The organism is Methylobacterium sp. A54F, assembly GCF_053346035.1.
Map to the genome: position 1 here is coordinate 1 of NZ_JBKFBF010000018.1, position 23,038 is coordinate 23,038.

A 23,038-nucleotide genomic window follows, 5' to 3' on the forward strand; every position below is an offset into this window, starting at 1 on the left:
GGGGCCCGGGCGGGCCCGGGGGACCGGCGGGGCCGCGCGGACCCACCTTGCCGGGGGCGCCGGGCAGCCCGGGCGTGCCGGGGGGACCGGCCTCGCCCGGAGGTCCCGCGGGGCCGGCCGGCCCCTCGCGCCCCGGCTCGCCCGGAGGACCGGGCGGTCCCGCGATCCCCTGGGGACCCGCGCTGCCCTGGGGCCCGGGGGCCCCGTCCTGGCCGGGCGGACCTGCCGGGCCCGGCGCTCCGCGCTCGCTCGCCGCGCCCGCAGGGCCGGCGGGACCGGTCTCGCCCCGGGGACCTGCCGGTCCGGCGGGTCCCGCCTCGCCGCGTGGGCCGGGAGGGCCCGGGGGCCCGGGAGGCCCCGCCGCGGCGGCGCCCGCGGTCACGGCCGCGCCCGCGGGGCCGGGCGGACCCTGCTGGCCGCACTCTCCGACCACGGCGGTGCGCTCCTGGCCCTTGGCGCGCAGGGTGATGATGCAGGTCGCGGGGTGGTACACCACGCGGAACTCGAAGTTGCCGCCGCCGTCGACCCGGGTCGGGAAGCCGCCGTCGAGGGTGATCTCGCCGTCCGGCGCGTCCACCGTCCCGAGCACCCAGAGCTCCCCCGCGGTGATCTTCGCGGCGAGGATCCGGATCTCGGCGGCGGCCGGGCGCGCGAGGAGGAACGGGCTGCCGAGGAGGATCGCGCCCGCCGCCAGGATGCCGAGCGGGGCTCGCCGGAGATAGATTTCGACCACGCGCCATACCCTCGGGGGATGCAACGGGCGCAGATTGGTCCGATCCGGGGCGAAGGTTAAGACGCCCGAAGGGTGTATTAACCGTTTCCGTGGTCGCGCGGCCGGGAGTCCGGCGGAAGTCCGGCACCTGTGGCCCTGGCACCCGCGCTGGTTGCTCGTGGCCGGCGGCGCGCCGGCGATGGCGTCGGGCGGCCGGTTGCGGCATGAGGGGAGGCAGAACCTTGCCGGCCGCCCCCGCGTTACGGCACGGAGGCGGCGGGCGACCCGATCGGTGGCAGAATCGGTGGCAGAGACAGACACGCGCCAGCACTTCCGTTCGCTCTACCGGCACGGCTTCGCCCGCGTCGCGGCCTGCACGGGGCGCAGCCACCCCGGCGAGCCGGCGGCGAACCGCGACGCGATCCTCGACCTCGCGCGCCGGTGCGATGCGGCCGGCGCGGTGGTGGCGGTGTTCCCGGAACTCTCTCTCTCCGCCTACGCCCTCGAGGACCTGTTCCTGCAGGATACGCTCCTCGACGCGGTCGAGGCCGCGGCCGGCGACCTCGCGGCGGCCTCCGCGGACCTGCGGCCGCTGCTTCTCGTCGGCGCTCCCCTGCGCTGGCGCAACCGGGTCTACAACTGCGCCCTGGCGATCCAGGGCGGGCGCCTCCTCGGCGTGGTGCCGAAGAGCTACCTGCCGAACTACCGCGAGTTCTACGAGAAGCGGCACTTCGCCTCCGGCGCGGGCCTCGCGGGCGAGACCATCCGGGTCGGCGGCCACGCGGTGCCGTTCGGGACGGACCTGCTGTTCGAGGCGGAGGATCTCGCCGGCCTCACCGTCGGCATCGAGGTCTGCGAGGACCTGTGGGTGCCCGAGCCCCCCGGCATGAAGGCGGCGCTCGCCGGCGCCAGCGTCCTCGCGAACCTCTCGGGCAGCCCGATCACGGTCGGGCGCGCGGATTCGCGGGCGCTCCTCACCCGCGCCGCCTCCATGCGGGGCCTGTGCGCCTACGTCTACGCCGCGGCGGGCACCGGGGAATCCACCACCGACCTGTCCTGGGATGGCCAGACCAGCATCGACGAGCTCGGCGAGCGGCTGGCGGAGGGCGAGCGCTTCTCCAGCGACCCGGTGATGACGCTTGCCGACATCGACCTCGACCGCCTGCGCCAGGAGCGCCTGCAGGCCGGCAGCTTCGACGACAATGCCCGGGCCGGGGTCTCGGCCCCCTCGGGACATCCGGCCTTCCGGCGCATCGGCTTCCGCCTCGCGCCGCCGGAGGCGGATCTCGGCCTCATGCGGCGGGTCGAGCGCTTTCCGTTCGTGCCGGCCGATCCGGCGCGCCTCGCACAGGATTGCTACGAGGCCTACAACATCCAGGTCGCCGGCCTCGCCAAGCGCCTGGAGGCGACGGGCCTGCGCAGCGTGGTGATCGGGGTCTCGGGCGGCCTCGATTCGACGCACGCGCTCATCGTCGCCGCCAAGGCCTTCGACCGGCTGGGTCTCCCGCGCGCCGGCATCCGCGCCTACACGCTGCCGGGCTTCGCCACCTCGGATGCCACCAAGGCCAACGCCCACGCGCTGATGCGGGCGCTCGGCACCACCGCCGAGGAGATCGACATCCGCCCGGCCGCCCGGCAGATGCTCGCCGACATGGGCCACCCGTTCGGGCGGGGCGAGGCCGTCTACGACGTCACCTTCGAGAACGTGCAGGCCGGCCTGCGCACCGACTACCTGTTCCGCCTCGCCAACCAGCAGGACGGCATCGTGATCGGCACCGGGGACCTCTCCGAGCTGGCGCTCGGCTGGTGCACCTACGGGGTCGGCGACCAGATGAGCCACTACGCCGTCAACACCGGCGTGCCGAAGACCCTGATCCAGCACCTGATCCGCTGGGTGATCGGCACCGGGCAGTTTCCGGAGGAGGTCGGCGCGACCCTGCAGCGCATCCTCGACACCGAGATCTCGCCGGAGCTGGTGCCGAGCGACCCCGGCGCCGCGCCCCAGAGCACCGAGGCCAAGATCGGCCCCTACGCCCTGCAGGACTTCAACCTGTTCTACACGCTGCGGCACGGGTTCCGGCCCTCGAAGATCGCCTTCCTGGCGCTGCACGCCTGGGGCGATGCCGCGGCGGGCACCTGGCCGCCGGATTTCCCCACGGCGAAGCGGATCGCCTACGAGCTGCCGGAGATCCGGCACTGGCTCGGCATATTCCTCGCGCGGTTCTTCGGCTTCAGCCAGTTCAAGCGCTCGGCCCTGCCGAACGGGCCCAAGGTCTCCGCGGGCGGCGCGCTGTCGCCGCGGGGCGACTGGCGCGCGCCCTCGGATGCCAGCGCGCGGATCTGGCTCGCCGAGCTGGAGCGGAGCGTGCCCGAGGCCTGAAGGCTCGCCGCCGCCCGCCGCCTGGGGTAAGGTGCGGGCCGCCGAACCGGAGTTCCCTCGCGATGCGTCCCCTCCTGCTGGCAGCGCTCCTCGCGCTCCTGCCCACCGCCTCCTACGCGGGCTGCGCCTGCACCTGCGTCGAGGGCGAGATGCGCGCCGTCTGCTCGAGCCCGGTCGACATGGCGCCGGTCTGCACGCGGCTCTGCCCCTCGGCACTCTCGCTCGGCTCGGTCGCCGCCGAGCCGATCACCCTCCCGGGCGCGCCGCCGCGGCCGATCGTGAGCGGCCCGCCGCTGGAGGACGCGAACCCCTCCGCCGACATGCTGACCCGGGCGCTGCAGGATTACGGCGCCGCGCAGGATCCGAGCGCCGCGCCGCCGCAGTGATACAACCTCAGGTCGTTTAGACTCCAGCCATCAACCCTCGATCGCGTCCGCTATGGACACCGCGATGGACAAGCTGGACGTGAGCCCCGGACTCTCGATCCCGAACAGCTGGACAAGCCCGGACAGGCCGTGCTCGCCGGGCCCGTCGATCACGAAGTCGGCGGCCGGCTCTCCGGGCCCCGACAGCTTCGGGCGGATCCCCGTGTAATCGGGCGTCAGCGCCCCGTCCGGCAGGCCCGGCCAGTAGCGTCGGATGGCCGCGTAGAACAGTTCGGCCCGCGCCGGATCGAGGGTGTAGTCGAGGCGCTCGATCCACTCCACGTCGGGCCCGAAGCGCATGCGCCCGGCCAGGTCGAGGGTCAGGTGGATCCCGAGCCCACCCTCGACGGGGGCGGGGTAGATCAGGCGGCGGAAGGCCGGCTTGCCGGAGCAGCCGAAGTAGCTGCCCTTGGCGAGGACCAGGGGCGGAACCCGCTCCGCCGGGTACCCGTCCGTCGCCCGCGCGAGGGCCTGCGCGCCGAAGCTCGCGGCGTTGACGACGGCATCGCACGCCATCGTGCCGGGCTCCGCACCGCCGTAGCGGACCTGCCAGCGGCCCTCGGCGCGCTCGAGGCCGTCCACCGGCGTGCCGAGCGCCACCGCACCGCCATGGTCCTCGAGGTCGCCCCGCAGCGCCAGCATCAGGGCGTGGCTGTCGACGATGCCGGTCTCCGGGGAATGCAGCGCCGCCGTGCAGGCGAGGTTCGGCTCGAGTGCCCGCGCGGCGGCGGCGTCGAGCCATTCCAGGCCCTCGACCCCGTTCGCCGACCCCCGGCGGTGCAGGCGCGCGATCGCGTCCGTCTCGGCCTCGCTCGTCGCGACGATCAGCTTGCCGCAACGGGCGTGCGGCACCCCGTGGCTCGCGCAGAATTCGTAGAGCCGGGCGCGGCCCTCGACGCAGTGGCGGGCCCGCACCGATCCCTCAGGATAGTACATCCCCCCGTGGATCACCTCGGAGTTGCGGGAGGAGATCCCGGTCCCGATCGCGTCGGCGGCCTCCGCGACGATCACCGCGTGCCCGCGCATCGCCAGCGCGCGCGCCGCCGCGAGCCCGACGACCCCGGCCCCGACGACCAGCACCTCCATGGACGTCCTCCGTGCCCGCCCCCTCCGCAACCTGCGGGGCGGGCTCCCTGTCTGCCTCATCGCATCGCGCGTGCAAACAAGCGCGGCCTCGTGCGGTTGTCGGAGGGCACTCGCCGATCGTAGGACTTGCGGGCGCAATGCTCGGGCTCGCGACGATCGCCATCATCCTGTGGCCCGGATGAACCAGTGGGCTGTAAACCATCCGCATCCACTGCGGAGAGAGGCCGCGCAGCTTCCAGGCCTCGGCTGCCGGCGTCACCCTTGCGGAATGCGTGGCCGCGCTTGCGGCTTGTGAAGCGGAGATCATCGTGCGGGCGCCGCTGAGAAGCACCATGACATTGCTGATCGGCCTCGGGTTCGCCGCCTTGAGCGTTGCCCCGGCCATGGCGCAGGCGCGACGCGTCCTGTTGTGCCGCGAGCAGGCGGCGGCCGGCTTGAAGCCCGGCGAACCACCGGAGGCCTTCCGGCTCGCGCCGGTGCCCAAGGGCAGCTTCTCCCTTGTCCTGAACCGCGAGCTTCTCAGCCTGATCACCGCGGGGCGAACCGACTACTTCGAGTGCCAGCGCGTCACGGCGCGCGCCGAGGGCCGGCGGCAGGGGAGCACCCTCAAATGCCAGAACGGGACGCACTTCGTCACGCTCGACCTCAGCCGATGGACCTTCCTCAAGGCACAGCTGAACCCCGAGGATGAGGGCGAAGTATCCGTCAGCTACGGCGTCTGCGGTCCGGTCTGAAGCAGGACCGGGCCATTCAATCGTACTGCAACAGGAAAGCCGCGTAGAGAACGATCACCAGACCGACCAGGATCGTGACGACTGCCAGGTAAGCCACCGATCGCTCGCGAGGTCCGGAATAATCCTCTTCCACAGGATGCTCCGGCCGCAGGCCCGTACGAGACTTCCTGATGAGTTTAGGCGGAGGTTCGGTCGGGATCCATCAGCGGAGCGGACCGCGGCGCAGATATGAACAGACTGCTGTGCGTGTAGACTGCTCAGGCCGCGCGGGAAATCTGCTTGATCGCGTGTGACGGACGAGCTCCGCATACGCCCACGGAACCGAGCGTCCGCCGGGCTGTCGCGATGGCCTGTATGCTCGATTCGGGCGCACCGCAGGTCTCGGCACGCATCTCGAGGAGGACGAGCGCCAGGTACAGGCGCTCCGCTCCGTCACGCTCCTGGCGCGGAAGGTCACGGCTCAGAAGGGCGGACAGCTCGCGCAGATGAGCGCAGGTCGGTCGATCCGGCTTCGTCATGGGCGGAACCTCGCCGCGCGAGAGCACGAATCAATTTATGGACAAGGATCGCCCGGAAATCCACTACCTCCAGTAGAATTTGTCAGGAGATCCCGCAGGCGGGGCTTGACTGCCCTACCCTGCCTTCGGTGCAGGTCTCACCAAGCGCATTCTGCAGCGGCCTCGGCGAGCGCGTAACGCGCCGGTCTTCCGAGATTTGTCACCCGCTCTCGGCTTCACACCCGGGCAGCGGCCGTCGACGAGGTGCCGCTCCGGCGAATGCCACCACGACGATGCGCGAGGTAGACCGCACCTGCGAGGGCGCCGAGGCTTCCCCCGAGCGGGGCGCACAGGATCGCCACGAGGGGACCGAAGGATGCGAACATCACGGATGTCGCGGCGCCGCCACCGATCGCCGTCGCAGCCAGGAAGAACACGGGCATCTCCTCGCCTACGCAAACCGCCGAATCGGCTGGCCGCCCCCGACGATGCTCGCCGTCCGTAAAGCAAAGGTTAACGCGAGCCGGGGCACGCTTGGGTCTTCTCTGGACGGTCGTCGGTCAGTTCATGCGGCGCCGGCGTTCGCTGGCCTCGCGCCGGGCGAGTTGGCGCCCGACCTCCAGAAGGAGCGCGTCCGAGAGGAGTTGGAGCTGCGGGTCGTTGAGGACCGTGATCGCCTTGTGCGCCGCGATCGCCCGGTCTGCGACGTGCTCCAGGGGGGTGGCGGCTTCCTCAGCACCCGACGCGTCCTCACCCGTGCGGCTCTCGGTGATGTCGACGACGATGCCGCGGCCGCGCACCGGCAAGCCTTCGGCGTCGCGAAGGAAGCGGCCGCGCGACAGGAGCCAGCGGTCTACGCCGTCCGCCGAGCAGACGCGATACTGCGTGACGTAGACGCTGCCTTCGCGGGCGCAGGCGCCGATCAGGTCGGAAACCCGCTGCCGGTCGTGGGGGTGGATGCCCGCCGTGAACGCCGCTCGCGGCGCGCCAGCCTCGGCGTGCTCCGGGTCGACGTTGAACAGGAGCGCCACGAGCGCGTCCGCGTTGACACGGTCACTCCGGATATCCCACTCCCAGTTGCCGGCGACGTCGCCCGAGTCGAGCGCTGCTTGCAAAGTGACCTGCGACGCCCGATCGATGCCGTTCTTCAGTTTGCCCACACCCTGATCCCTCGCCCGGGAGATCCACGTTTCTACAACGACACAATTCGCAATCACAAGGTATGTCATATTGCATAGACAACCACTGAGCGAACTGCCGCGGGCGCCATTGGCACGAAATCGACGGGCTTTTGCTGCAATGCAACAGGTGCGGTGGTGACGACGATTCTCGATGCGCACGGGTTCGCGCTCGCGGCGCATGCGGGGCAGATCGACAAGGGCGGCCAGCCCTACATCCGGCACCTGGAGCGGGTCGCGAACCTGGCGCAGGCGCGAGCCGGCCATGCCCGGCAGATCGACGGGCTCGCCCTCGATCCGGCGGTGGTGAGCCAAGCCGCGCTGCTGCACGATGTGCTTGAGGATACAGCGAAAACGGCGGCGGACCTGCGGGCCGCGGGCTTCCCCGAGGCGGTGGTCGCCACGGTGGTCCTGCTCACCAAGCCCGCCCGCCGCACGGCCTATTCGGAGCGCATCACGGCGCTCATCGCCAGCGGCGACCTCGGGGCGATCCTGATCAAGATGTCCGACAACGAGGACAACCTGTGTCCGGCACGTGTCCTGCCGGATGTCCGATACCTGTCCGAGCGCTACGCGACCGCCTTCGCGCGCCTGCGAGCCGCCGCGGCGGAGCTCGGCTACACCGGCCGCTAGGCAGCCGGCGACCGCGGGGCGGACCGGGCCTCCCCTCCACCAAAAGTGGTAAAAAATTTCTCTACGATTGCATTCGCAGCGTTCCCATGCCCCCCGAAAGCTGATCTGATGCGGCTCGGACCATGCCGGAGGCGGGCGATGTCGGTTCTTGCTTCTTCCCTCAAGACGAGCGGTGACACGAAGGCCGTGGCCTTCGTCCTCGCGGTGATCGTGATCGATTGCCTGGTGGCGGGCTACGGGCTGCTTTCGGCCTGAGGCCGGTGGGCAGTGGGCTGCATGGCGGCGACCCGGCGCGCAGGGGCCTGAACGCTTCGGCGCCCCGGCCGTTCTGTGAGCATGGCAGCCAGCTCCGTCACCTGGACCCAGGGCCGCGTCGCCGAGGTGCCGCTGCAGCGCTTCGTCGGGCGCGTCGGCGCGGTGGATGTCGCGATCTGCGAGTATGACGGCTCGAACCGGTTGTGGACCTGGTGGAGCCCGCTCGCCGAGGACGTCTGGGGCCATGCGCCCGACGCCGAGGGGGCGAAGCGGCACTGCGAGCTGTGGCTGCGCGACTGGCTCGAGAACTTCCGCCCCTTCTTCGAGGCGGAGGCGCGGGTGCCCTGAGGAAGGGGGCGCCCGCTTCAGCTCCGGTTCAAGCGCCACGGCCCAGCTTGGCCGGCCTCCAGCGACCGGCCGGTCCGCCGGGGGCACCAGCCGGATCCGCCACGCCCATGCTTGCCGAAGCCCCGTTCGCCGAAGCCCTGCTCGCCTGCGCTTAGCCCGAGCGTGCGCCGCCCCGCCGCGGCGTGGATCCGGGCGGCGCCGCGTTCCGGCGCAGCCTCGCGCCCGCCCTGGAGCGCGCCTTCGCGACCGAGGATGCGTCGGCCTTCCCCGAGGGGTTCGCCGAGCTCATCGCCCGGCTGCATGCAGGCCCGCTGGGGAGCCCGGCCGCGCAGGCCGAGGTCCCGAGGGCCGCCTGAGGGGCCCGGATCAGTTCAGGACGACGACCTTCGCCCCCACCGGGACGCGGCCGTAGAGGTCGATCGCGTCCTGGTTGATCATGCGGATGCAGCCCGAGGAGACGCTGCGGCCGATCGATTCCGGCTCCGTGGTGCCGTGGATGCGGTAGAGCGTGTCCTTGTTGTCCTGCCAGAGGTACATGGCGCGGGCGCCCAGGGGGTTGCCCGGCCCCCCGGCGACGCCGAGGCCGCTCTGGAGCTGCGAGACGTGCCCGCGCAGGTCCGGCCGCCGGGCGATCATCTCCTTGGGCGGGTACCAGTCCGGCCAGGCCTGCTTGGAGTTCACCGTCGAGGCGCCCGACCAGGCGAAGCCCTGCTTGCCGACGCCGACGCCGTAGCGCCGGGCCCGCCCGTTCGCCTGGACCAGGAAGAGGTGGTGGGCCCGCGGATCGATCACGATGGTGCCGGGCTCGTAGCGGCCGTTGAAGGCGACGTCCTGGCGCAGGAAGGCGGGGTTGGCCCGCTTCCAGTTGAAGGCCTGGATCGGGAAGGCGTCGTCGGCGATCGCCGCGTAGGCCCGGGCGTAGTCGATCGGGCCGTCGTCGACGGGCCGGTTCTCGCCCTTGCGCGCCACGGTCTGCCCGGGCTTGGTGGGGACGTCCTGCACGTCCTCGACCGCGCGGCTGCGCGGCTGCTGCGGCCCGACCGGCCGGCCGTTCTGGACGCTGCCCGAATAGGGCTCGTACCGGCCGCCGCGGCGGCGGTAGAGCGCCCCGTTCTGGTCCTGGTAGAGGCGGTCGTCGTCGAAGCCGCCGAACCCGTCGATGGCATCGTCCGCCAGGGGGCCGCCCTGCTGCGCGAGGGCGCCGAGCCCGCTTCCGGCAAGGAGGAGGCTCGTCAGCGAGCCGGTGAGCAGCGTGCGCCGCGTCAGGATGGTGTGAGACATGGGTTTCGAGACGTCCCTGTGCCGGCGCGCGGCCGCGAGGGGCGCGACGGCCGTTCCGGAGCGGGGCCGGTCTGCGGCCAAGCTCGCTTCAGGCCCTCCTAGCAAAGATTGCGCGGCCGCGTCACGCCGATAAGCGTATCCCTGGATCGCAGGATTGCGGGATGGTGTATGCGGGCCACGGTTGTCCGCCTCTTCACCACGTTCCGGAAGACCGGGGACAACTTTTCGCCCTGCGGTTGCGGTGCCGTCCGCCGCATGGCCATTGAAGGGCCGCCGCCCCGCTCCCCCGCCGTCCTCGCCTCCGGTGCCCCGTGCCGCTCCTGCCCTCCGCCCGTCCGCGCGCCGCGCTCCTCGGGCTCGCCATCCTCTGCCTCGGCGCCCCGCCTCTCCAGGCCCGCGAGCGCACGCCCGCGACCAAGGTGGCGCCGGGAGCGTACGGGGCCGCGGCCGGGCCGGCGAAGGCGCGGACGAGGCCGCAGGCCGGAGCGCACGCCAAGGCTGACCGGACGCCCGACGCCAGGTCCGGCTCCCAGCCCGAGCCGGATTCCACGACCGGCGCCCTGCCCGCGGATCCCGAGGTTGCCTGGTCCTCGGGAGACGCGGCGACCTGCAGCCGGGGGCGGCGCAAGTTCTGGCAGGCCGGCGAGGGCTGGGTCGTCCGCACCATCACGACCTGCCGCTGACGGGACGGTCGGGCCCGCCCGATTCTTGAGCATTGCCGCACTGCACGCGGCAGGTTTGCCGCGCCGGGCGGCAGCGTCCGCGCGGGCGGACGGCAACGACGGGCGGACCCGCGGCTGGCACGCGCGGTGCATCGGGTCGGGCGCCGCGTCGCGCGGCGAGTGGGGCAACGGCGCTCCGCGAGCGGACGGTGTCTGTCCGGATCCTTCCCCGGCATGAGCGGGCGCGCCTTCGGCGTGCCGCCCCTACGCAGACGAGCACCCGATGGCCAGCTTCAAGACCGTGATGAAGTCGGGGCACCCCCCGACGCTGTTCGCCGCGTTCCTGTACTTCGATTTCTGCTTCGCGATCTGGGTCCTGAACGGCGCGATGGGCCCGTTCATCACCGAGACCTACAAGCTCTCGCCCGCCCAGACGGGGTTCATGATCTCGCTGCCGATCATGGCCGGCGCCATCATGCGCTTCCCGCTCGGCGTGCTCGCCCAGTACATCGGGCGCAAGAACGCCGCGATCACCGAGATGGGCGTCATCATCCTGGCGATGGCCTTCGGCTTCTTCCTGGTGAACACCTACGACGAGGTGCTCGCCATGGGCGTGCTGCTCGGCATCGCGGGCGCCTCCTTCGGCGTCGCCCTCTCCCTCGGCTCGGGCTGGTTCCCGCCGGAGCACAAGGGCCTCGCGATGGGCATCGCGGGCGCCGGCAACTCCGGCACCGTGCTCGCCGTGCTGTTCGCGCCGCCGCTCGCCCAGGCCTACGGCTGGCAGACCGTCTACGGCTTCGCGGGCATCGTGATGATCGTGCCGCTGATCGTGATGATCGCGCTGGCCAAGGAGCCGCCGGACCTCGAGCACCAGTCCTTCAAGGAGCACGTCTCCTGCCTGTTCACCAAGGACGGCTGGGCGTTCTCGCTCATCTACATCATCACCTTCGGGGGCTTCATCGGCCTGTCGAACTTCCTGCCGACCTTCTTCTACGAGCAGTTCGCGGTGACCAAGGTCGAGGCCGGGCGCCTGACGATGCTCGCCGCCCTGATGGGCTCGGGCATCCGCATCGCCGGCGGCTACTTCGCCGACCGCATCGGCGGCATCCTGGTGCTGTCGGTGGTGCTGATGGCGGCGATCGGCTCGTTCCTGGCGCTCACCGCGGCGCCCTCGCTCATGGCCACCACGATCCTGTTCATGCTCTGCTTCGCGGCGCTGGGCGCCGGCAACGGCGCGCTGTTCCAGCTCGTTCCGCTCCGCTGGCCCACCAACACGGCGGTGGCGGGCTCGATGATCGGCGAGGTCGGGGCTCTCGGCGGCGCCATCCTGCCGAACGTCATGGGCTTCTCCAAGCAGTACACCGGCTCCTTCGCCACGGGCTTCGTGGCCTACGCGGCCTTCGCCGTGGTGGTGCTCGGCTGCCTCTACCTGTGGCAGCGCAAGTGGGTCGGCGCTTGGGTCGGCCCGCGCGGCAAGGTCCTGCAGCCCGGCGCGCACGCCGCCCCGGCCGGACGGATGGAGCCGGCCCACATCTGATACGGGCGGGCCGCGGACCGGCGGGAGGTCCCGCCGGTCCACGGATCCCCCGCGCGAGCTGATCCCGGGGCGGCCGCGCTGCTGCCCTCGAAACAGAGCTCCCGCGAGCGCGGCGCCCTCCGAGGCCCCCCCGGCGGGCCCACCCGGAATAAGGCTGCGGGTCGGAAATCCCGATCGAGCAGGCCGTGAGGCGGGCGGTCGATCGGCCGACCCGCGCCGGCGGAGGCCCACCCCGCCCCGAGGGCGCGCCGGCCTCCTCGCGAGCCGACCCGAGCCAACCCCCAAAAAATCCGCCCGCCGAAGGATTGCGCGGGGCCCGCCGCCGTGGCTCTTCACGGAACGGCTTGCGTTCCGGCGCCGGGCCGCAATAATGCATTCTGAATACGAACACGAACCGGACGCCACGGCGACCGGCGGCCGCGGTGCCGTCGCCGAACCGGCCATCACGCCATGCCGGGACCCTGCCGAGACGGGGCCCGCGATCACAACCGGAGGAACCGCGCGATGAGCAAATCCCCGCGCAAGGCCCTGAGCGCCACGAACAGCGTGCTGTTCCTGCTCTGCCTGATGTACTTCATCACCTACCTGGACCGGGTGAACATCGCCACGGCCGGTGGCCACATCAGCCAGGACCTCGGCCTCACGAACACGCAGTTCGGCCTGATCCTCTCCGCCTTCGCCTACCCGTACGCGATCTTCCAGGTGATCGGCGGCTCGATCGGCGACCGCTTCGGTGCCCGCGTCACCCTGCTGGTCTGCGGCATCATCTGGGCCCTCGCGACGGTGCTGACCGGCCTCGTCGGCGGCCTCCTCAGCCTGTTCCTCGCCCGCGTGCTCCTCGGCTTCGGCGAGGGCGCGACCTTCCCGACCGCGACGCGGGCCATGCAGAACTGGACGGAGCCGGGCAAGCGCGGCTTCGCGCAGGGCATCACCCACGCCTTCGCGCGCCTCGGCAACGCGGTGGCCCCGCCGATCGTGGCCTTCCTGATCTACCATGTCGGCTGGCGCTACAGCTTCGTGATCCTCGGCCTCGCGAGCTTCTCCTGGGTCGTGATCTGGTTCCTCTACTTCCGGGACGATCCGGCCGACCACCCGTCGATCACGCCCGAGGAGATCGCGGTGCTGCCGCCGCCCCGCAAGGTGGGCGCGAAGCAGTCGGTGCCGTGGGGGCGGCTGACCAAGCGCATCCTGCCGGTGACGCTGACCTACTTCTGCTACGGCTGGACCCTGTGGCTGTTCCTCGGCTGGCTGCCGACCTTCTTCAAGCAGAGCTACGGGCTCGACCTGAAGAACTCCGCGCTGTTCGCCTCGGGCGTGTTCTTTGCGGGCGTCGTCGGCGATACGCTCGGCGGCGTCCTCAGCGACGGCATCCTGAAGCGCACCGGCAACCTCAAGCTCGCCCGGCTGTCGATCATCGTGATCGGCTTCCTGGGGGCGGCCGCGAGCCTGACGGGCGTGTTCTTCACCCGCGACCTGACCACCGTGGCGCTGCTCCTGTCCTCGGGCTTCTTCTTCGCGGAGCTGGTGATCGGCCCGATCTGGTCGGTGCCCATGGACATCGCGCCGAAATACGCCGGCACCGCGAGCGGCCTGATGAACACCGGCTCGGCGGTGGCCGCCATCGTCTCGCCGATCGTGTTCGGCTTCGTGGTCGACAAGACCGGGGACTGGGTGCTGCCCTTCGCGGGCTCCATCGGCCTGTGCCTGCTCGGCGCGGTGCTGGCCTTCACGATGCATCCCGAGCGCCGCTTCGAGGAGGAGGCGGACGAGGTGCCCCCGCCGGCCGTTCCGGCCACGGCGGCGACCCGGTAGGCCCGCCATGACGGAGACGGAGCGGACGGGGCCCCTCGCGGGCGTGCGGGTCGTCGAACTCGCCCACATCATGGCCGGCCCGGTCTGCGGGCTGATGCTCGCCGACATGGGCGCCGAGGTCATCAAGGTCGAGAAGATCGACGGCGGGGACGACACCCGCCGCTCCGTGCCGCCGGCCATCGAGGGCGAGAGCGCCGCCTACATGATGATGAACCGCGGCAAGCGCGGCATCGCCCTCGACCTCAAGAGCCCGGACGGCAAGGCCGTGCTGCAGCGGCTGCTCGCGGGGGCCGACATCCTCATCGAGAACTACCGGGCCGGCACCATGGAGCGCCTCGGCCTCGGCTACGAGGCCCTGCGGGCGGAGCATCCGGGGCTGATCTACTGCTCGCTCTCGGGCTTCGGCCGCACCGGCCCCTACGCGGAGCGGGCGGGCTTCGACCTCGTGGCCCAGGGCATGAGCGGGCTGATGAGCATCACCGGCGAGGGGCCGGGGCGCCCGCCGATGAAGTGCGGGCCGCCGGTCACCGACATCACCGCCGGCATCCTGGCCGCCATGGGCGTGCTCGCGGCCTACACCCACCGGCTGCGCACCGGCGAGGGGCAGGTCGTCGACACCTCGCTGTTCGAGGCGGGCATCACCCTGACCTACTGGCAGTCCGCGATCGCGCTGGCGACCGGCGTCGCGCCCGGCCCGATGGGCTCGGCCCACCCCCTCAACGCGCCCTACGAGGCGTTCGAGACCGCCGACGGCTGGATCACCATCGGGGCCGCCAACCAGACGAACTGGCTGCGCCTCCTCGACGTCCTCGGGGCGACGGACCTCGCCGAGGACCCGCGCTTCGCGCAGAACCGCGGCCGCATGGCCGACCGCGAAGCGCTCGCCGCGGCGCTGGCGCCCCACTTCCGCACCGCCCCCTCGGCCGAGTGGCTCGCCCGTCTCGAGGCCGGCGGCGTGCCGGCGGGCCCCGTCCTCGACGTCGCCGCCATGCACCGGGACCCGCAGGCGCTCGCCCGCGAGATGGTGGTGGAGGTCGACCACACCCGCGTCGGCCCGATGAAGACCCTCGGCCTGCCCGTGAAGTTCTCGGCGACGCCGGGGCGGGTCCACGGCCCGGCCCCGCTGCACGGCGAGCACAGCCGCACGGTCCTGGCGGAGGCGGGCTACGCGCCGGAGGCGATCGACGACTTGATCGCCCGGGGCGTGGTGCGCGAGACCACGGCCTGACCCGACCCCACCAGGAGACGCCGATGACCGCCCCCTCCCCCACCGACGAGCTCCTGTTCACGACGGACGCGGCCGGCATCGCCCGCATCGTCCTGAACCGGCCCCAGGCCCGCAACGCGCTGACCTTCGCGATGTACGAGGGCCTCGTGACCCTGTGCGAGCGGATCGGCGCGGACCCCGCCGTGAAGGTGCTGGTGATAACGGGCGCGGGCGGCAAGGCCTTCGCGGCCGGCACCGACATCGCGCAGTTCCGCGAGTTCAAGACACCGGAGGATGCGCTCGGCTACGAGCGCTTCATGGACCGGGTGCTCGGCACCCTTGAGCGCCTGCGGGTGCCGACCGTCGCGGCGATCGCGGGAGCCTGCACGGGGGGCGGCGCGGCCATCGCCGCGGCCTGCGACCTGCGTATCGCCACCCGGGACGCGCGCTTCGGCTTCCCGATCGCCCGGACGCTCGGCAACTGCCTGTCGATCGGCAACCTGAAGCGCCTCTCGGCGCTGATCGGGCCGGCGCGCGTGAAGGACATGATCTTCACCGCCCGCCTCCTCGGCGCCGAGGAGGCGCTGTCCGCGGGCTTCGTCGGCGAGGTGGTGGAGGATGCGGCCGCCCTGGAGCAGCGCGCGAACGAGCTGGCGACCCTGCTGGCCGGCCACGCGCCGCTGACCTTGCAGGCCACCAAGGAGGGCCTGCGGCGCCTCCACGAGGCGGGCCTGCCCGAGGGCGACGACCTGATCCTCCAGTGCTACATGAGCGCCGATTTCCGCGAGGGGATGGAGGCTTTCCTCGGCAAGCGCCCGCCGAACTGGCAGGGCCGCTGAGGAGGACAGTCGACACGGAACGGCCCCCGGATCGGCGGATTCGGGGGCCGTCGTGCTTCAGCGCGTCGAGGGCAGCAGCAGGTCCGGCAGCCACAGGGCGATGCCGGGGACGAGGCACAGCACCAGGATCGCCACCGCCATCAGGATCACGAAGGGCAGCGTGCCCCAGATGATGTCCGAGAGCGGGATGTCGGGGGCGATGTTCTTGATGACGAAGATGTTGAGGCCCACCGGCGGGTGGATCAGGCCCATCTCCATGGTGATCGTCATCACCACGCCGAACCAGACGAGGTCGAAGCCGGCCGCCTTGAGGGGCGGCAGGATGATCGGCGCCGTCATCAGGATGATCGAGACCGGCGGCAGGAAGAAGCCGAGGGCGATGACGAGCGCCAGGATCGTCACGAGCAGCACCCAGGGGGAGAGCTGCATCGCCACGATCGCCTGCGCGGCCGCCTGGCTGATGTGCAGGTAGCTCATCACGTAGGCGTAGAGGAGCGACATGCCGATGATCAGCATCAGCATGGTCGATTCGCGCAGCGTCGCCGCGAGGATCGGGTTCACGTCCTTGGGCCGCCAGACGCCGTAGATCACGGCGATCAGACCGAGGGCCAGGAGGCCGCCGAGGCCCGCGGTCTCGGAGGGCGTGGCGTAGCCGCCGTAGAGCGCGACCATCACGCCGGTCAGCAGCACCACGAAGGGCAGCACCCGCGGCAGCGTCGAGAAGCGCTCCCGCATGCTGTAGGCCTCCTCGGTGAGGATCGCCGACTTGGTGCCGCCGCCCGCGTAGGCCGCCTTGGCGGCCGCGTACTCGGAGCGGAACCGGTACATCGCCCAGAGGGCGAACAGGCCGACGAGCAGCAGGCCCGGCCCGATCCCGGCGAGGAACAGCCGCCCGAGGGACTGCTCGGCCGCCACCGCGTAGAGGATCATGGTGATGGAGGGCGGCAGCAGGATGCCGAGGGTGCCGCCCGCCGCGATGATGCCGGCCGCGAAGCCCGGCGAGTAGCCGCGCTTGCGCATCTCCGGGATGCCGGCCGAGCCGATGGCCGAGCAGGTGGCGGGCGAGGACCCCGCCATGGCGGCGAACAGCGCGCAGGCGAAGACGTTGGCGATGCCGAGGCCGCCGGGGATGCGGTGCATCCAGGCGTGCATGGCCGAGTAGAGGTCCTGGCCGGCCCGCGAGCGCCCGATCGCCGCGCCCTTCAGGATGAACAGCGGGATCGACAGCAGGGTGATCGAGGCCATCTCCTCGTAGACGTTCTGGGCCACCGTATCGAGGGAGGCCGCGGGCATGAACGCGTACATGAAGGCCAGCGCCACGAAGCCGAGCGCGAAGGCGATGGGGATGCCCGACAACATCGCCGTCAGGGTGGCCCCCGCGTAGAGGAAGCCGATAGCCGCGACGCTCATTGCTTCTGTCCTCCGGTCGAGCCGGCCATCACGTCGGGGCCGCTCGGGGTCAGGTCGGGTCGGTGGTTCATGTCCCGGTTGATGTCGGCGCCGACGCCGACCTTCGGCGCGGCGAAGCCCGCCGTGCGGGGGCCGTACAGCAGCGCCTCGGCGATCTGCAGGATGAACTGCAGCGTCAGCAGGCTCATGCCGAGCGCCATCAGCGTGTAGGGGATCCAGAGGGGCGGCCCCCAGGTCGACTGCGAGACCTGCCCGTCGACCCAGGCCTCGTGGTCGAGGGTCCAGCTCTTCCAGGCGAAGAACGCCACGAAGCAGAGGCTGATCAGGTCGGCGAGGATCAGCCGCACCCGGTTCACGGCGGGCGAGAGCAGGCCGGTGAGCGCCTCGATGGCCACGTGCCCGCGCTTCGCCTGCACGGCGGCGGCCGAGAAGAAGGTGGCGCCCACGATCAGGAACACCGCCATCTCGTCCTGCCACTCGGTGGGCTCGTGCAGGACGTAGCGGATCACCACGCTGTAGCTCAGCACCAGGCAGGCCCCGATGAGGGCGAGGCCGCCCAGCATTAGGATCACCCGGTTGAGCCCCTTCATGGCCCGGTCGAGCACCCCGAGGGGGCCCGGGATCCGGACCTCCTCGGGGGCGTGGGTCTCGGCCGCGGCCGAGGCGGCGTCGAAGGCGTGGCTCATGCGACCTGCTCCGCGAGCTTGAGGAGTTCCGCGCAGGCGGCGTTCTTGCCCGCGTAGTCCTTCCAGGCGGTCTCGCGGGCGATCTCGCGCCACTTGCCCATGGTCGCCTCGTCGAGGTTCTGGACCTTGGCGCCCGCCTTGCCGAACACCTCCTCGACCCGGGTGTCGTCGGCCTTCGCGCCCGCCTGCCCGAAGCTCTCGAGCTCGGCGCCGACCGCCATGATCAGGTCCTGCTGGTCCTTCGGAAGCCCCGAGAACACGATCTTCGACATCATGATCGGCTCCAGCATGAACCAGTAGGAGCGCTCGCGGCCGGAGGTGAGGGACTTCGACAGCTCTTCGAGCCGGAACGAGATCAGGCTCGTGGAGGAGGTGATCACCGCGTCGCACGCCCCGGTCTGCATGGCGGCGTAGGATTCGTTCGACGGGATCGAGAGGGTGGCGGCGCCCGCCTGCTTCATCATCAGGTCCATCTCGCGGGAGCCGCCGCGGACCTTGAGCCCCTTCGCGTCGGCCGGCGCGTAGAGCGGCCGCTCGCGGCTCGCGACGCCGCCCGCCTGCCAGACCCAGGAGACCAGGATGATGCCCTTGGAATCGAGGATCTCGGTGAGCTTGCGGCCGACCGGCGCCGTCTTCCAGGCCACGCCCTGCGCGTAGGAGGTCACGAGGGCCGGCATCAGGCCGATGTTCATCTCGGGCACCTCGCCGCCGGCGTAGGGCGAGGGATAGAGCGACATGTCGAGGGCGCCCTTGCGCATGGCGCCGAACTGGGCGTTCGTCTTCATGAGCGAGGAGCCGGGGTAGACCTGCACCTCAAGCGCACCCTTCGAGCGCTCGGCGAGCACCGCGCCGAACTTCCGGCACATCCGGTCGCGGAAATCGCCCTCGTCGATCGTGCCCCCGGGGAACTGGTGGGAGAGCTTCAGGGTCGTCGCGGCCTGCGCGGCGTTGAGGCCGAAGCGCAGCAGGGCGGGGGCGGCGAGGCCCGAGGCGAGGATCGAGCGTCGTGTCAGCGGCATGGCGTTTCTCCCGCGGCGCAGCATGATGGCGCCGGCATTGTGCAGCGCAAAAATTATATTGTATGCGTCGTCCGGTATATAGAAACCGCGCTCTTGTATATTTTGTCAACTCCCCTGCATAATGACTCGCGCCGGAAAGCCCGGCGTGTCGGGGAGGATCATGCCATGAGCCAGGCCCAACGCCTGAGGCAGACGATCGAGGACGAGATCGTCGAGGGCCGGCTCGCCATCGGCGCCCGCCTCGACGAGGTCCAGCTCGCCGAGCGGTTCGGGGTCTCGCGCACCCCGATCCGGGAGGCGCTCCTGCAGCTCGCCGTGACCGGCCTCGTGGAGACGAAGCCCCGCAAGGGCGCGATCGTCAGCGCGCCGCAGCCGCAGCACCTCCTCGCGATGTTCGAGACGATGGCCGAGATCGAGGCCGCCTGCGGGCGCCTGGCGGCGCGGCGCCTCGTGCCCGAGGACGAGGCGGCCCTTAGGGCCGCCCTCGCGGCCTGCGCGGCTGCCGCCGCGGCCGGCGACACGGAAGCCTACTATGCCGAGAACTACGTCTTCCACACGGTGGTCTACCGCGCCTGCCGCAACGAGTTCCTGAGCGAGCAGGCCCGCCACCTGCACCGGCGCCTCGCGCCGTTCCGCCGCCTGCAGCTGCGCGCGCGCCAGCGCCTCGCTCAGTCCCTGGCGGAGCACACGGCCGTGGTGGAGGCGATCATCGCCGGGGACGAGGCAGGGGCCGCCGAGGCCCTGCGGAGCCACGTGCTGGTGCAGGGCGACCGCTTCTCGGACCTCGTCGCGAACCTGCGCACGCTCAACGACGCGGCCTGACCCTCACTCCCGCCGGCCTACGCGACCTCGTCCGGAGGCGCGAGAGCGGCCCCGGAGGAGCCACCCATCGCGCGTCCCGGAAGGCTCCTTCGCGGCTTCGCGCCGCCCCTTGGGATGCGGGCGCGCGCCGGACGCCGAGGCCGATCAGCCGCCGAACAGGCGGCGGAGCCCCGCGAGGAAGCCGCCGCGGGCGGGCTCGGCCTTTCCGGCCTCCGCACGCGCCACCGTCGCGCCGGTCCCCGGTGCCGCCGGTGCCTGGACGAGGCCGAGGGCGGCCGTGTCCGTGGTCTCGCGGTCGATCAGGATGAGGCCGCCGGTGTCGCGGTTCGTCGCGTAGGCGTCGAAGGCCACGGACCGATCCAGCGTCAGCGTCACGTCGCCGATGTCGTTGGCGACGAGCTTTTCGGCCGGGCCGGCCTGGCCGGTCTCGGGGTCGATGCGGTCGCGGATGGAGGCCACCACCGCGTTCACCGTCACGGTGCCGATCTTGGCCCAGAGGCTCGTGCCGGGCGCGAGCTCGGTCTCGGAGGCCCAGAACAGGCGCACGTCGAGGCTGTCGGCCACCCGCGGCGGCGCGTCGGCCGCGGCGATGAGGGCGCCGCGCGAGGCGTCGACCTCGTCGGCGAGGACGAGCGTCACCGACTGGCCCTCCACCGCCTCCGGCAGATCGCCGTCCGCGGTGAAGATGCGCGCCACCGTCGAGCCGCGGCCCGAGGGCGCGACCGTGACGGCGTCGCCCGGCCGGACGCGGCCGCTGGCGATGAGGCCCGCGAAGCCCCGGAACTCCGAGTTCGGGCGGTTGACCCACTGCACGGCCATCCGGAACGGGGCGGCCTGCGCCTCGACGTGGACCGGCACCTCCTCAAGGTAGCGCAGCAGCGGCTCGCCCGTGTACCAGCCGGCGGCGGCGCCGGGCAGGACGACGTTGTCGCCGTTCTTGGCCGAGAGCGGGATCGCCCGCACCTCCGCGAAGCCGAAGGAGGCCGTGAAGGCGTTGAAGCCCGCGACGATCCCGTCGAACTTGTCCTGCGACCAGCCGACGAGGTCCATCTTGTTCACGGCGAGCGCCACCCGCCGGATGCCGAGCATCGAGACGAGGAGCGCGTGGCGGCGCGTCTGCCGGGTCAGGCCCTGGCGGGCATCGACCAGGATGACGGCGACGTCCGCCGTCGAGGCGCCGGTGGCCATGTTGCGGGTGTACTGCTCGTGGCCGGGCGTGTCGGCGACGATGAACGAGCGCCGGTCGGTGGAGAAGAACCGGTAGGCGACGTCGATGGTGATGCCCTGCTCGCGCTCGGCTTGGAGGCCGTCGACGAGGAGCGCGAGGTCCACCTCGGCCCCTTGCGTGCCGTGCTTGCGCGAGTCGCGCTGGAGCGCGGTGATCTGGTCGTCGAAGATCTGCTTGGTGTCGTGCAGGAGGCGACCGATCAGGGTCGACTTGCCGTCGTCGACGGAGCCGCAGGCGATGAAGCGCAGCACTTCCTTGCCCTGGTGGGCGGCCAGGAACGCCTCGTAGCCGAACGCCTCGGGAGACTGATGGATCGTCATCAGAAGTAACCCTCCTGCTTCTTGCGCTCCATGGCGCCCGCGCCGTCCTTGTCGATCACCCGGCCCTGCCGCTCCGAGGTGCGGGCCGCGAGCGTCTCGCCGATGATCTCGGGCAGCGTCGCGGCGCGGCTCTCCACGGCGCCCGTGAGGGGATAGTCCCCGAGGGTGCGGAAGCGGACGGACAGCTGCCGCGGGGTCTCTCCGGGCTCCAGCGGCAAGCGGTCGTCGTCGACCATGATCAGCTGGCCGTCCCGCTCCACCACGGGCCGGGGCTTGGCGAAGTAGAGCGGCACGATCGGGATCTGCTCCCGCTCGATGTAGAGCCAGATATCGAGCTCGGTCCAATTGGAGAGCGGGAAGATCCGCAGGGATTCTCCACGCTTCTTCTTCATGTTGTAGAGATGCCACGGCTCGGCGCGCTGGCGCTTCGGGTCCCAGCGGTGCTGCGCGTTGCGCAGGGAGACGATGCGCTCCTTGGCGCGGGAGGCCTCCTCGTCGCGCCGGGCGCCGCCGAAGGCCGCGTCGAACTTGTGCTTGTCCAGCGCCTGGCGAAGCGCCTGGGTCTTCATCACGTCCGTGTGCACCTCGGAGCCGTGGGTCACCGGGCCGATGCCCTTGGCGAGGCCTTCCTGGTTGGTGTGCACGATGAGGTCCGCGCCGATCTCGGCCGCGCGCCGGTCCCGGAAGGCGATCATCTCGCGGAACTTCCAGGTGGTGTCGATGTGCATCAGCGGGAACGGCAGCCGGCCCGGGGCGAAGGCCTTCTGGGCCAGGTGCAGCAGGACGGACGAGTCCTTGCCGATCGAGTAGAGCATCACCGGGTTCTCGGTCTCGGCGACCGTCTCCCGCATGATGTGGATGCTCTCGGCCTCCAGGCGCTGGATATGGGTGAGGCGCGCAGGGCCGAGCAGGTCGGCCGTGGTCGCGGGGGCGGCGCTCATCGGGCCATCTCCGGTCGGTGCGAGTGGGTGGTCTCGAAGGCGGCGGGTTCCTGCCCGGGTTCCAAATCCCCGGGCTCCAAATCCCCGGGTTCCACGTCCGCTTCCGGAACGTGGATGTGCAGGCCGCACTCCTTCTTGGATTCCTGCTCCCACCACCAGCGCCCGGCGCGCTCGGGCTCGCCGACGCGCACGGCGCGGGTGCAGGGGGCGCAGCCGATCGAGGGGAAGCCCCGGTCGTGCAGCACGTTGTAGGGCACGTAGTTGTCGCGCACGAAGCTGTCCACGTCGGCCCGGGTCCAGTCGGCCAGCGGATTGACCTTGATGAGGCCGCGCGCCTCGTCGGCCTCGGCGAGCGGCGTGTCGGCGCGGTTCACCGACTGCCCGGCGCGCAGGCCGGTGAACCAGGCGTCCGCGCCCTTCAGCGCACGGGCGAGGGGCTCGACCTTCCGGAAGCCGCAGCATGCCTGACGTGCTTCCACGGAATGGCGAAAACCGTTGATGCCCGCCTCGGCCACGAAGCGCTCCTCGGCCTCGCGCTCCGGCGCGTAGGCGCGGATGCGGATGCCGTAGGCCGATTCGGTCTCGGCCCAGACGTCGTAGGTCTCGGGGTAGAGCCGGCCGGTGTCGAGGGTGACGATCTCGGTGCGCGACTTGGCCATCGCAAGGGCGTGCGTGAGGGCTTGGTCCTCGATGCCGAGGCTCGTCGTGAAGACGAGGCGGCCCGGGATCGTGCGCTCGACCAGGGCGATCCGCTCGGCGAGGCCGAGCCCCTTCAGCGCGGCGGCGAGGGTCTCCGCGGTCGTTGCGAGTTCGCGGTTCATGGCGTGTTCGATGGGGATACCTGCTTGTCCGACCCCTGAGATGTTCGCTATAACGAACGGTGTCAAGGCAGCGGACGGCGCGGACCAGGGTTTCGGGCAGCGCAATAGACTGTCGCGGAGCAACGCGACGCCGCCCGGCCCGGTTGCCCGCCGAAGGAAGATCCTTCTCGGTCCGTGCGGAACGGACCACCCGATGACGCTTCCA

General features: G+C 71.5%; 24 protein-coding genes. 12 read left to right on the forward strand and 12 right to left on the reverse strand.

Annotation, left to right across the window (positions count from 1 at the left end; all coding sequences use genetic code 11):
• On the reverse strand, positions 1–733 hold a 733-nt coding region (locus ACLBXP_RS22645; RefSeq protein WP_447670087.1), incomplete at its 3' end, for a hypothetical protein.
• A 283-nt stretch (positions 734–1,016) separates the two neighbouring features.
• Here ACLBXP_RS22645 and ACLBXP_RS22650 point away from each other — a divergent pair.
• Together ACLBXP_RS22650 and ACLBXP_RS22655 are read left to right on the forward strand one after the other, a co-directional pair.
• On the forward strand, positions 1,017–3,092 hold the full coding sequence (locus ACLBXP_RS22650) for an NAD(+) synthase (RefSeq protein WP_447670088.1): 2,076 nt from the start codon (positions 1,017–1,019) through the stop codon (positions 3,090–3,092).
• Between the two features lie 62 nt (positions 3,093–3,154).
• Positions 3,155–3,478, forward strand: coding sequence for a hypothetical protein (locus ACLBXP_RS22655; RefSeq protein WP_447670089.1), 324 nt, complete (start codon positions 3,155–3,157; stop codon positions 3,476–3,478).
• A 30-nt stretch (positions 3,479–3,508) separates the two neighbouring features.
• Here the strand turns inward: ACLBXP_RS22655 and ACLBXP_RS22660 are convergent, their stop codons facing one another.
• Positions 3,509–4,603, reverse strand: coding sequence for an NAD(P)/FAD-dependent oxidoreductase (locus ACLBXP_RS22660; protein ID WP_447670090.1), 1,095 nt, complete (start codon positions 4,601–4,603; stop codon positions 3,509–3,511).
• Positions 4,604–4,935: 332 nt separating this feature from the next.
• Here ACLBXP_RS22660 and ACLBXP_RS22665 point away from each other — a divergent pair, with 332 nt between their 5' ends.
• Positions 4,936–5,337 carry a hypothetical protein gene (locus ACLBXP_RS22665; protein WP_447670091.1) on the forward strand — a complete coding sequence of 134 codons (402 nt, stop codon included), beginning with the start codon at positions 4,936–4,938 and terminating at the stop codon, positions 5,335–5,337.
• A 257-nt stretch (positions 5,338–5,594) separates the two neighbouring features.
• Here ACLBXP_RS22665 and ACLBXP_RS22670 read toward each other — a convergent pair whose 3' ends face one another.
• The 3 genes from ACLBXP_RS22670 to ACLBXP_RS22680 all read right to left on the reverse strand — a co-directional run bounded on the left by ACLBXP_RS22670 (position 5,595) and on the right by ACLBXP_RS22680 (position 6,994).
• On the reverse strand, positions 5,595–5,855 hold the full coding sequence (locus ACLBXP_RS22670; protein WP_447670092.1) for a hypothetical protein: 261 nt from the start codon (positions 5,853–5,855) through the stop codon (positions 5,595–5,597).
• A gap of 215 nt (positions 5,856–6,070) precedes the next feature.
• The gene (locus ACLBXP_RS22675; protein ID WP_447670093.1) at positions 6,071–6,271 is read right to left on the reverse strand and encodes a hypothetical protein; all 201 of its coding nucleotides are present in this window, start codon (positions 6,269–6,271) and stop codon (positions 6,071–6,073) included.
• 123 nt (positions 6,272–6,394) lie between these two features.
• A complete protein-coding gene (locus ACLBXP_RS22680; protein WP_447670094.1) occupies positions 6,395–6,994 on the reverse strand; it encodes a PAS domain-containing protein in 600 nt (199 codons plus the stop codon).
• A 156-nt stretch (positions 6,995–7,150) separates the two neighbouring features.
• On the opposite strand from ACLBXP_RS22680, the gene ACLBXP_RS22685 reads away from it, so the two are divergent.
• From ACLBXP_RS22685 to ACLBXP_RS22695, 3 genes are all read left to right on the forward strand, one after another.
• Positions 7,151–7,645: an HD domain-containing protein gene (locus ACLBXP_RS22685; RefSeq protein ID WP_447670095.1), complete on the forward strand. Its 495-nt coding sequence runs from the start codon at positions 7,151–7,153 to the stop codon at positions 7,643–7,645.
• A gap of 336 nt (positions 7,646–7,981) precedes the next feature.
• Positions 7,982–8,248, forward strand: a complete 267-nt coding sequence (locus ACLBXP_RS22690; RefSeq protein WP_447670096.1) for a hypothetical protein — start codon at positions 7,982–7,984, stop codon at positions 8,246–8,248.
• A gap of 182 nt (positions 8,249–8,430) precedes the next feature.
• Positions 8,431–8,604, forward strand: a complete 174-nt coding sequence (locus ACLBXP_RS22695) for a hypothetical protein (protein ID WP_447670097.1) — start codon at positions 8,431–8,433, stop codon at positions 8,602–8,604.
• A 10-nt stretch (positions 8,605–8,614) separates the two neighbouring features.
• Here ACLBXP_RS22695 and ACLBXP_RS22700 read toward each other — a convergent pair whose 3' ends face one another.
• Positions 8,615–9,529, reverse strand: coding sequence for a L,D-transpeptidase (locus ACLBXP_RS22700; protein ID WP_447670098.1), 915 nt, complete (start codon positions 9,527–9,529; stop codon positions 8,615–8,617).
• Between the two features lie 311 nt (positions 9,530–9,840).
• Here ACLBXP_RS22700 and ACLBXP_RS22705 point away from each other — a divergent pair, with 311 nt between their 5' ends.
• From ACLBXP_RS22705 to ACLBXP_RS22725, 5 genes are all read left to right on the forward strand, one after another.
• On the forward strand, positions 9,841–10,212 hold the full coding sequence (locus ACLBXP_RS22705; protein WP_447670099.1) for a hypothetical protein: 372 nt from the start codon (positions 9,841–9,843) through the stop codon (positions 10,210–10,212).
• Positions 10,213–10,474: 262 nt separating this feature from the next.
• Complete coding sequence (locus ACLBXP_RS22710) at positions 10,475–11,728, forward strand: MFS transporter (RefSeq protein WP_447670100.1); 1,254 nt, start codon at positions 10,475–10,477, stop codon at positions 11,726–11,728.
• A 504-nt stretch (positions 11,729–12,232) separates the two neighbouring features.
• Complete coding sequence (locus ACLBXP_RS22715) at positions 12,233–13,540, forward strand: MFS transporter (RefSeq protein WP_447670101.1); 1,308 nt, start codon at positions 12,233–12,235, stop codon at positions 13,538–13,540.
• A 7-nt stretch (positions 13,541–13,547) separates the two neighbouring features.
• On the forward strand, positions 13,548–14,768 hold the full coding sequence (locus tag ACLBXP_RS22720) for a CaiB/BaiF CoA transferase family protein (RefSeq protein WP_447670102.1): 1,221 nt from the start codon (positions 13,548–13,550) through the stop codon (positions 14,766–14,768).
• Positions 14,769–14,791: 23 nt separating this feature from the next.
• Positions 14,792–15,586, forward strand: coding sequence for an enoyl-CoA hydratase/isomerase family protein (locus tag ACLBXP_RS22725; protein WP_447670103.1), 795 nt, complete (start codon positions 14,792–14,794; stop codon positions 15,584–15,586).
• A gap of 57 nt (positions 15,587–15,643) precedes the next feature.
• Here the strand turns inward: ACLBXP_RS22725 and ACLBXP_RS22730 are convergent, their stop codons facing one another.
• Genes ACLBXP_RS22730 through dctP form a run of 3 tightly spaced genes read right to left on the reverse strand, consistent with a single transcriptional unit; the run spans position 15,644 to position 18,701 of the window.
• Positions 15,644–16,996, reverse strand: coding sequence for a TRAP transporter large permease (locus ACLBXP_RS22730; RefSeq protein WP_447670104.1), 1,353 nt, complete (start codon positions 16,994–16,996; stop codon positions 15,644–15,646).
• Positions 16,993–17,682, reverse strand: coding sequence for a TRAP transporter small permease (locus tag ACLBXP_RS22735; protein ID WP_447670105.1), 690 nt, complete (start codon positions 17,680–17,682; stop codon positions 16,993–16,995). The genes ACLBXP_RS22730 and ACLBXP_RS22735 overlap by 4 nt, the downstream gene beginning before the upstream one ends.
• Positions 17,679–18,701 carry a TRAP transporter substrate-binding protein DctP gene (gene dctP, locus ACLBXP_RS22740; protein WP_447670106.1) on the reverse strand — a complete coding sequence of 341 codons (1,023 nt, stop codon included), beginning with the start codon at positions 18,699–18,701 and terminating at the stop codon, positions 17,679–17,681. The genes ACLBXP_RS22735 and dctP overlap by 4 nt, the downstream gene beginning before the upstream one ends.
• A 165-nt stretch (positions 18,702–18,866) precedes the next feature.
• Between dctP and ACLBXP_RS22745 the strand changes: the two genes are divergently transcribed.
• Positions 18,867–19,523, forward strand: coding sequence for a GntR family transcriptional regulator (locus ACLBXP_RS22745; protein ID WP_447670107.1), 657 nt, complete (start codon positions 18,867–18,869; stop codon positions 19,521–19,523).
• A 144-nt stretch (positions 19,524–19,667) separates the two neighbouring features.
• Here ACLBXP_RS22745 and cysN read toward each other — a convergent pair whose 3' ends face one another.
• From cysN to ACLBXP_RS22760, 3 genes are read right to left on the reverse strand one after another with little or no spacing between them, the layout of a single operon-like run.
• Positions 19,668–21,071 carry a sulfate adenylyltransferase subunit CysN gene (gene cysN, locus ACLBXP_RS22750; RefSeq protein ID WP_447670108.1) on the reverse strand — a complete coding sequence of 468 codons (1,404 nt, stop codon included), beginning with the start codon at positions 21,069–21,071 and terminating at the stop codon, positions 19,668–19,670.
• Positions 21,071–22,012 (reverse strand): sulfate adenylyltransferase subunit CysD, encoded by a 942-nt coding sequence (gene cysD, locus ACLBXP_RS22755; RefSeq protein WP_447670109.1) that lies wholly within the window; start codon positions 22,010–22,012, stop codon positions 21,071–21,073. Before cysD ends, cysN begins: the two co-directional genes overlap by 1 nt.
• Positions 22,009–22,833: a phosphoadenylyl-sulfate reductase gene (locus tag ACLBXP_RS22760; protein ID WP_447670110.1), complete on the reverse strand. Its 825-nt coding sequence runs from the start codon at positions 22,831–22,833 to the stop codon at positions 22,009–22,011. The genes cysD and ACLBXP_RS22760 overlap by 4 nt, the downstream gene beginning before the upstream one ends.
• Positions 22,834–23,038 lie beyond the last annotated feature (205 nt).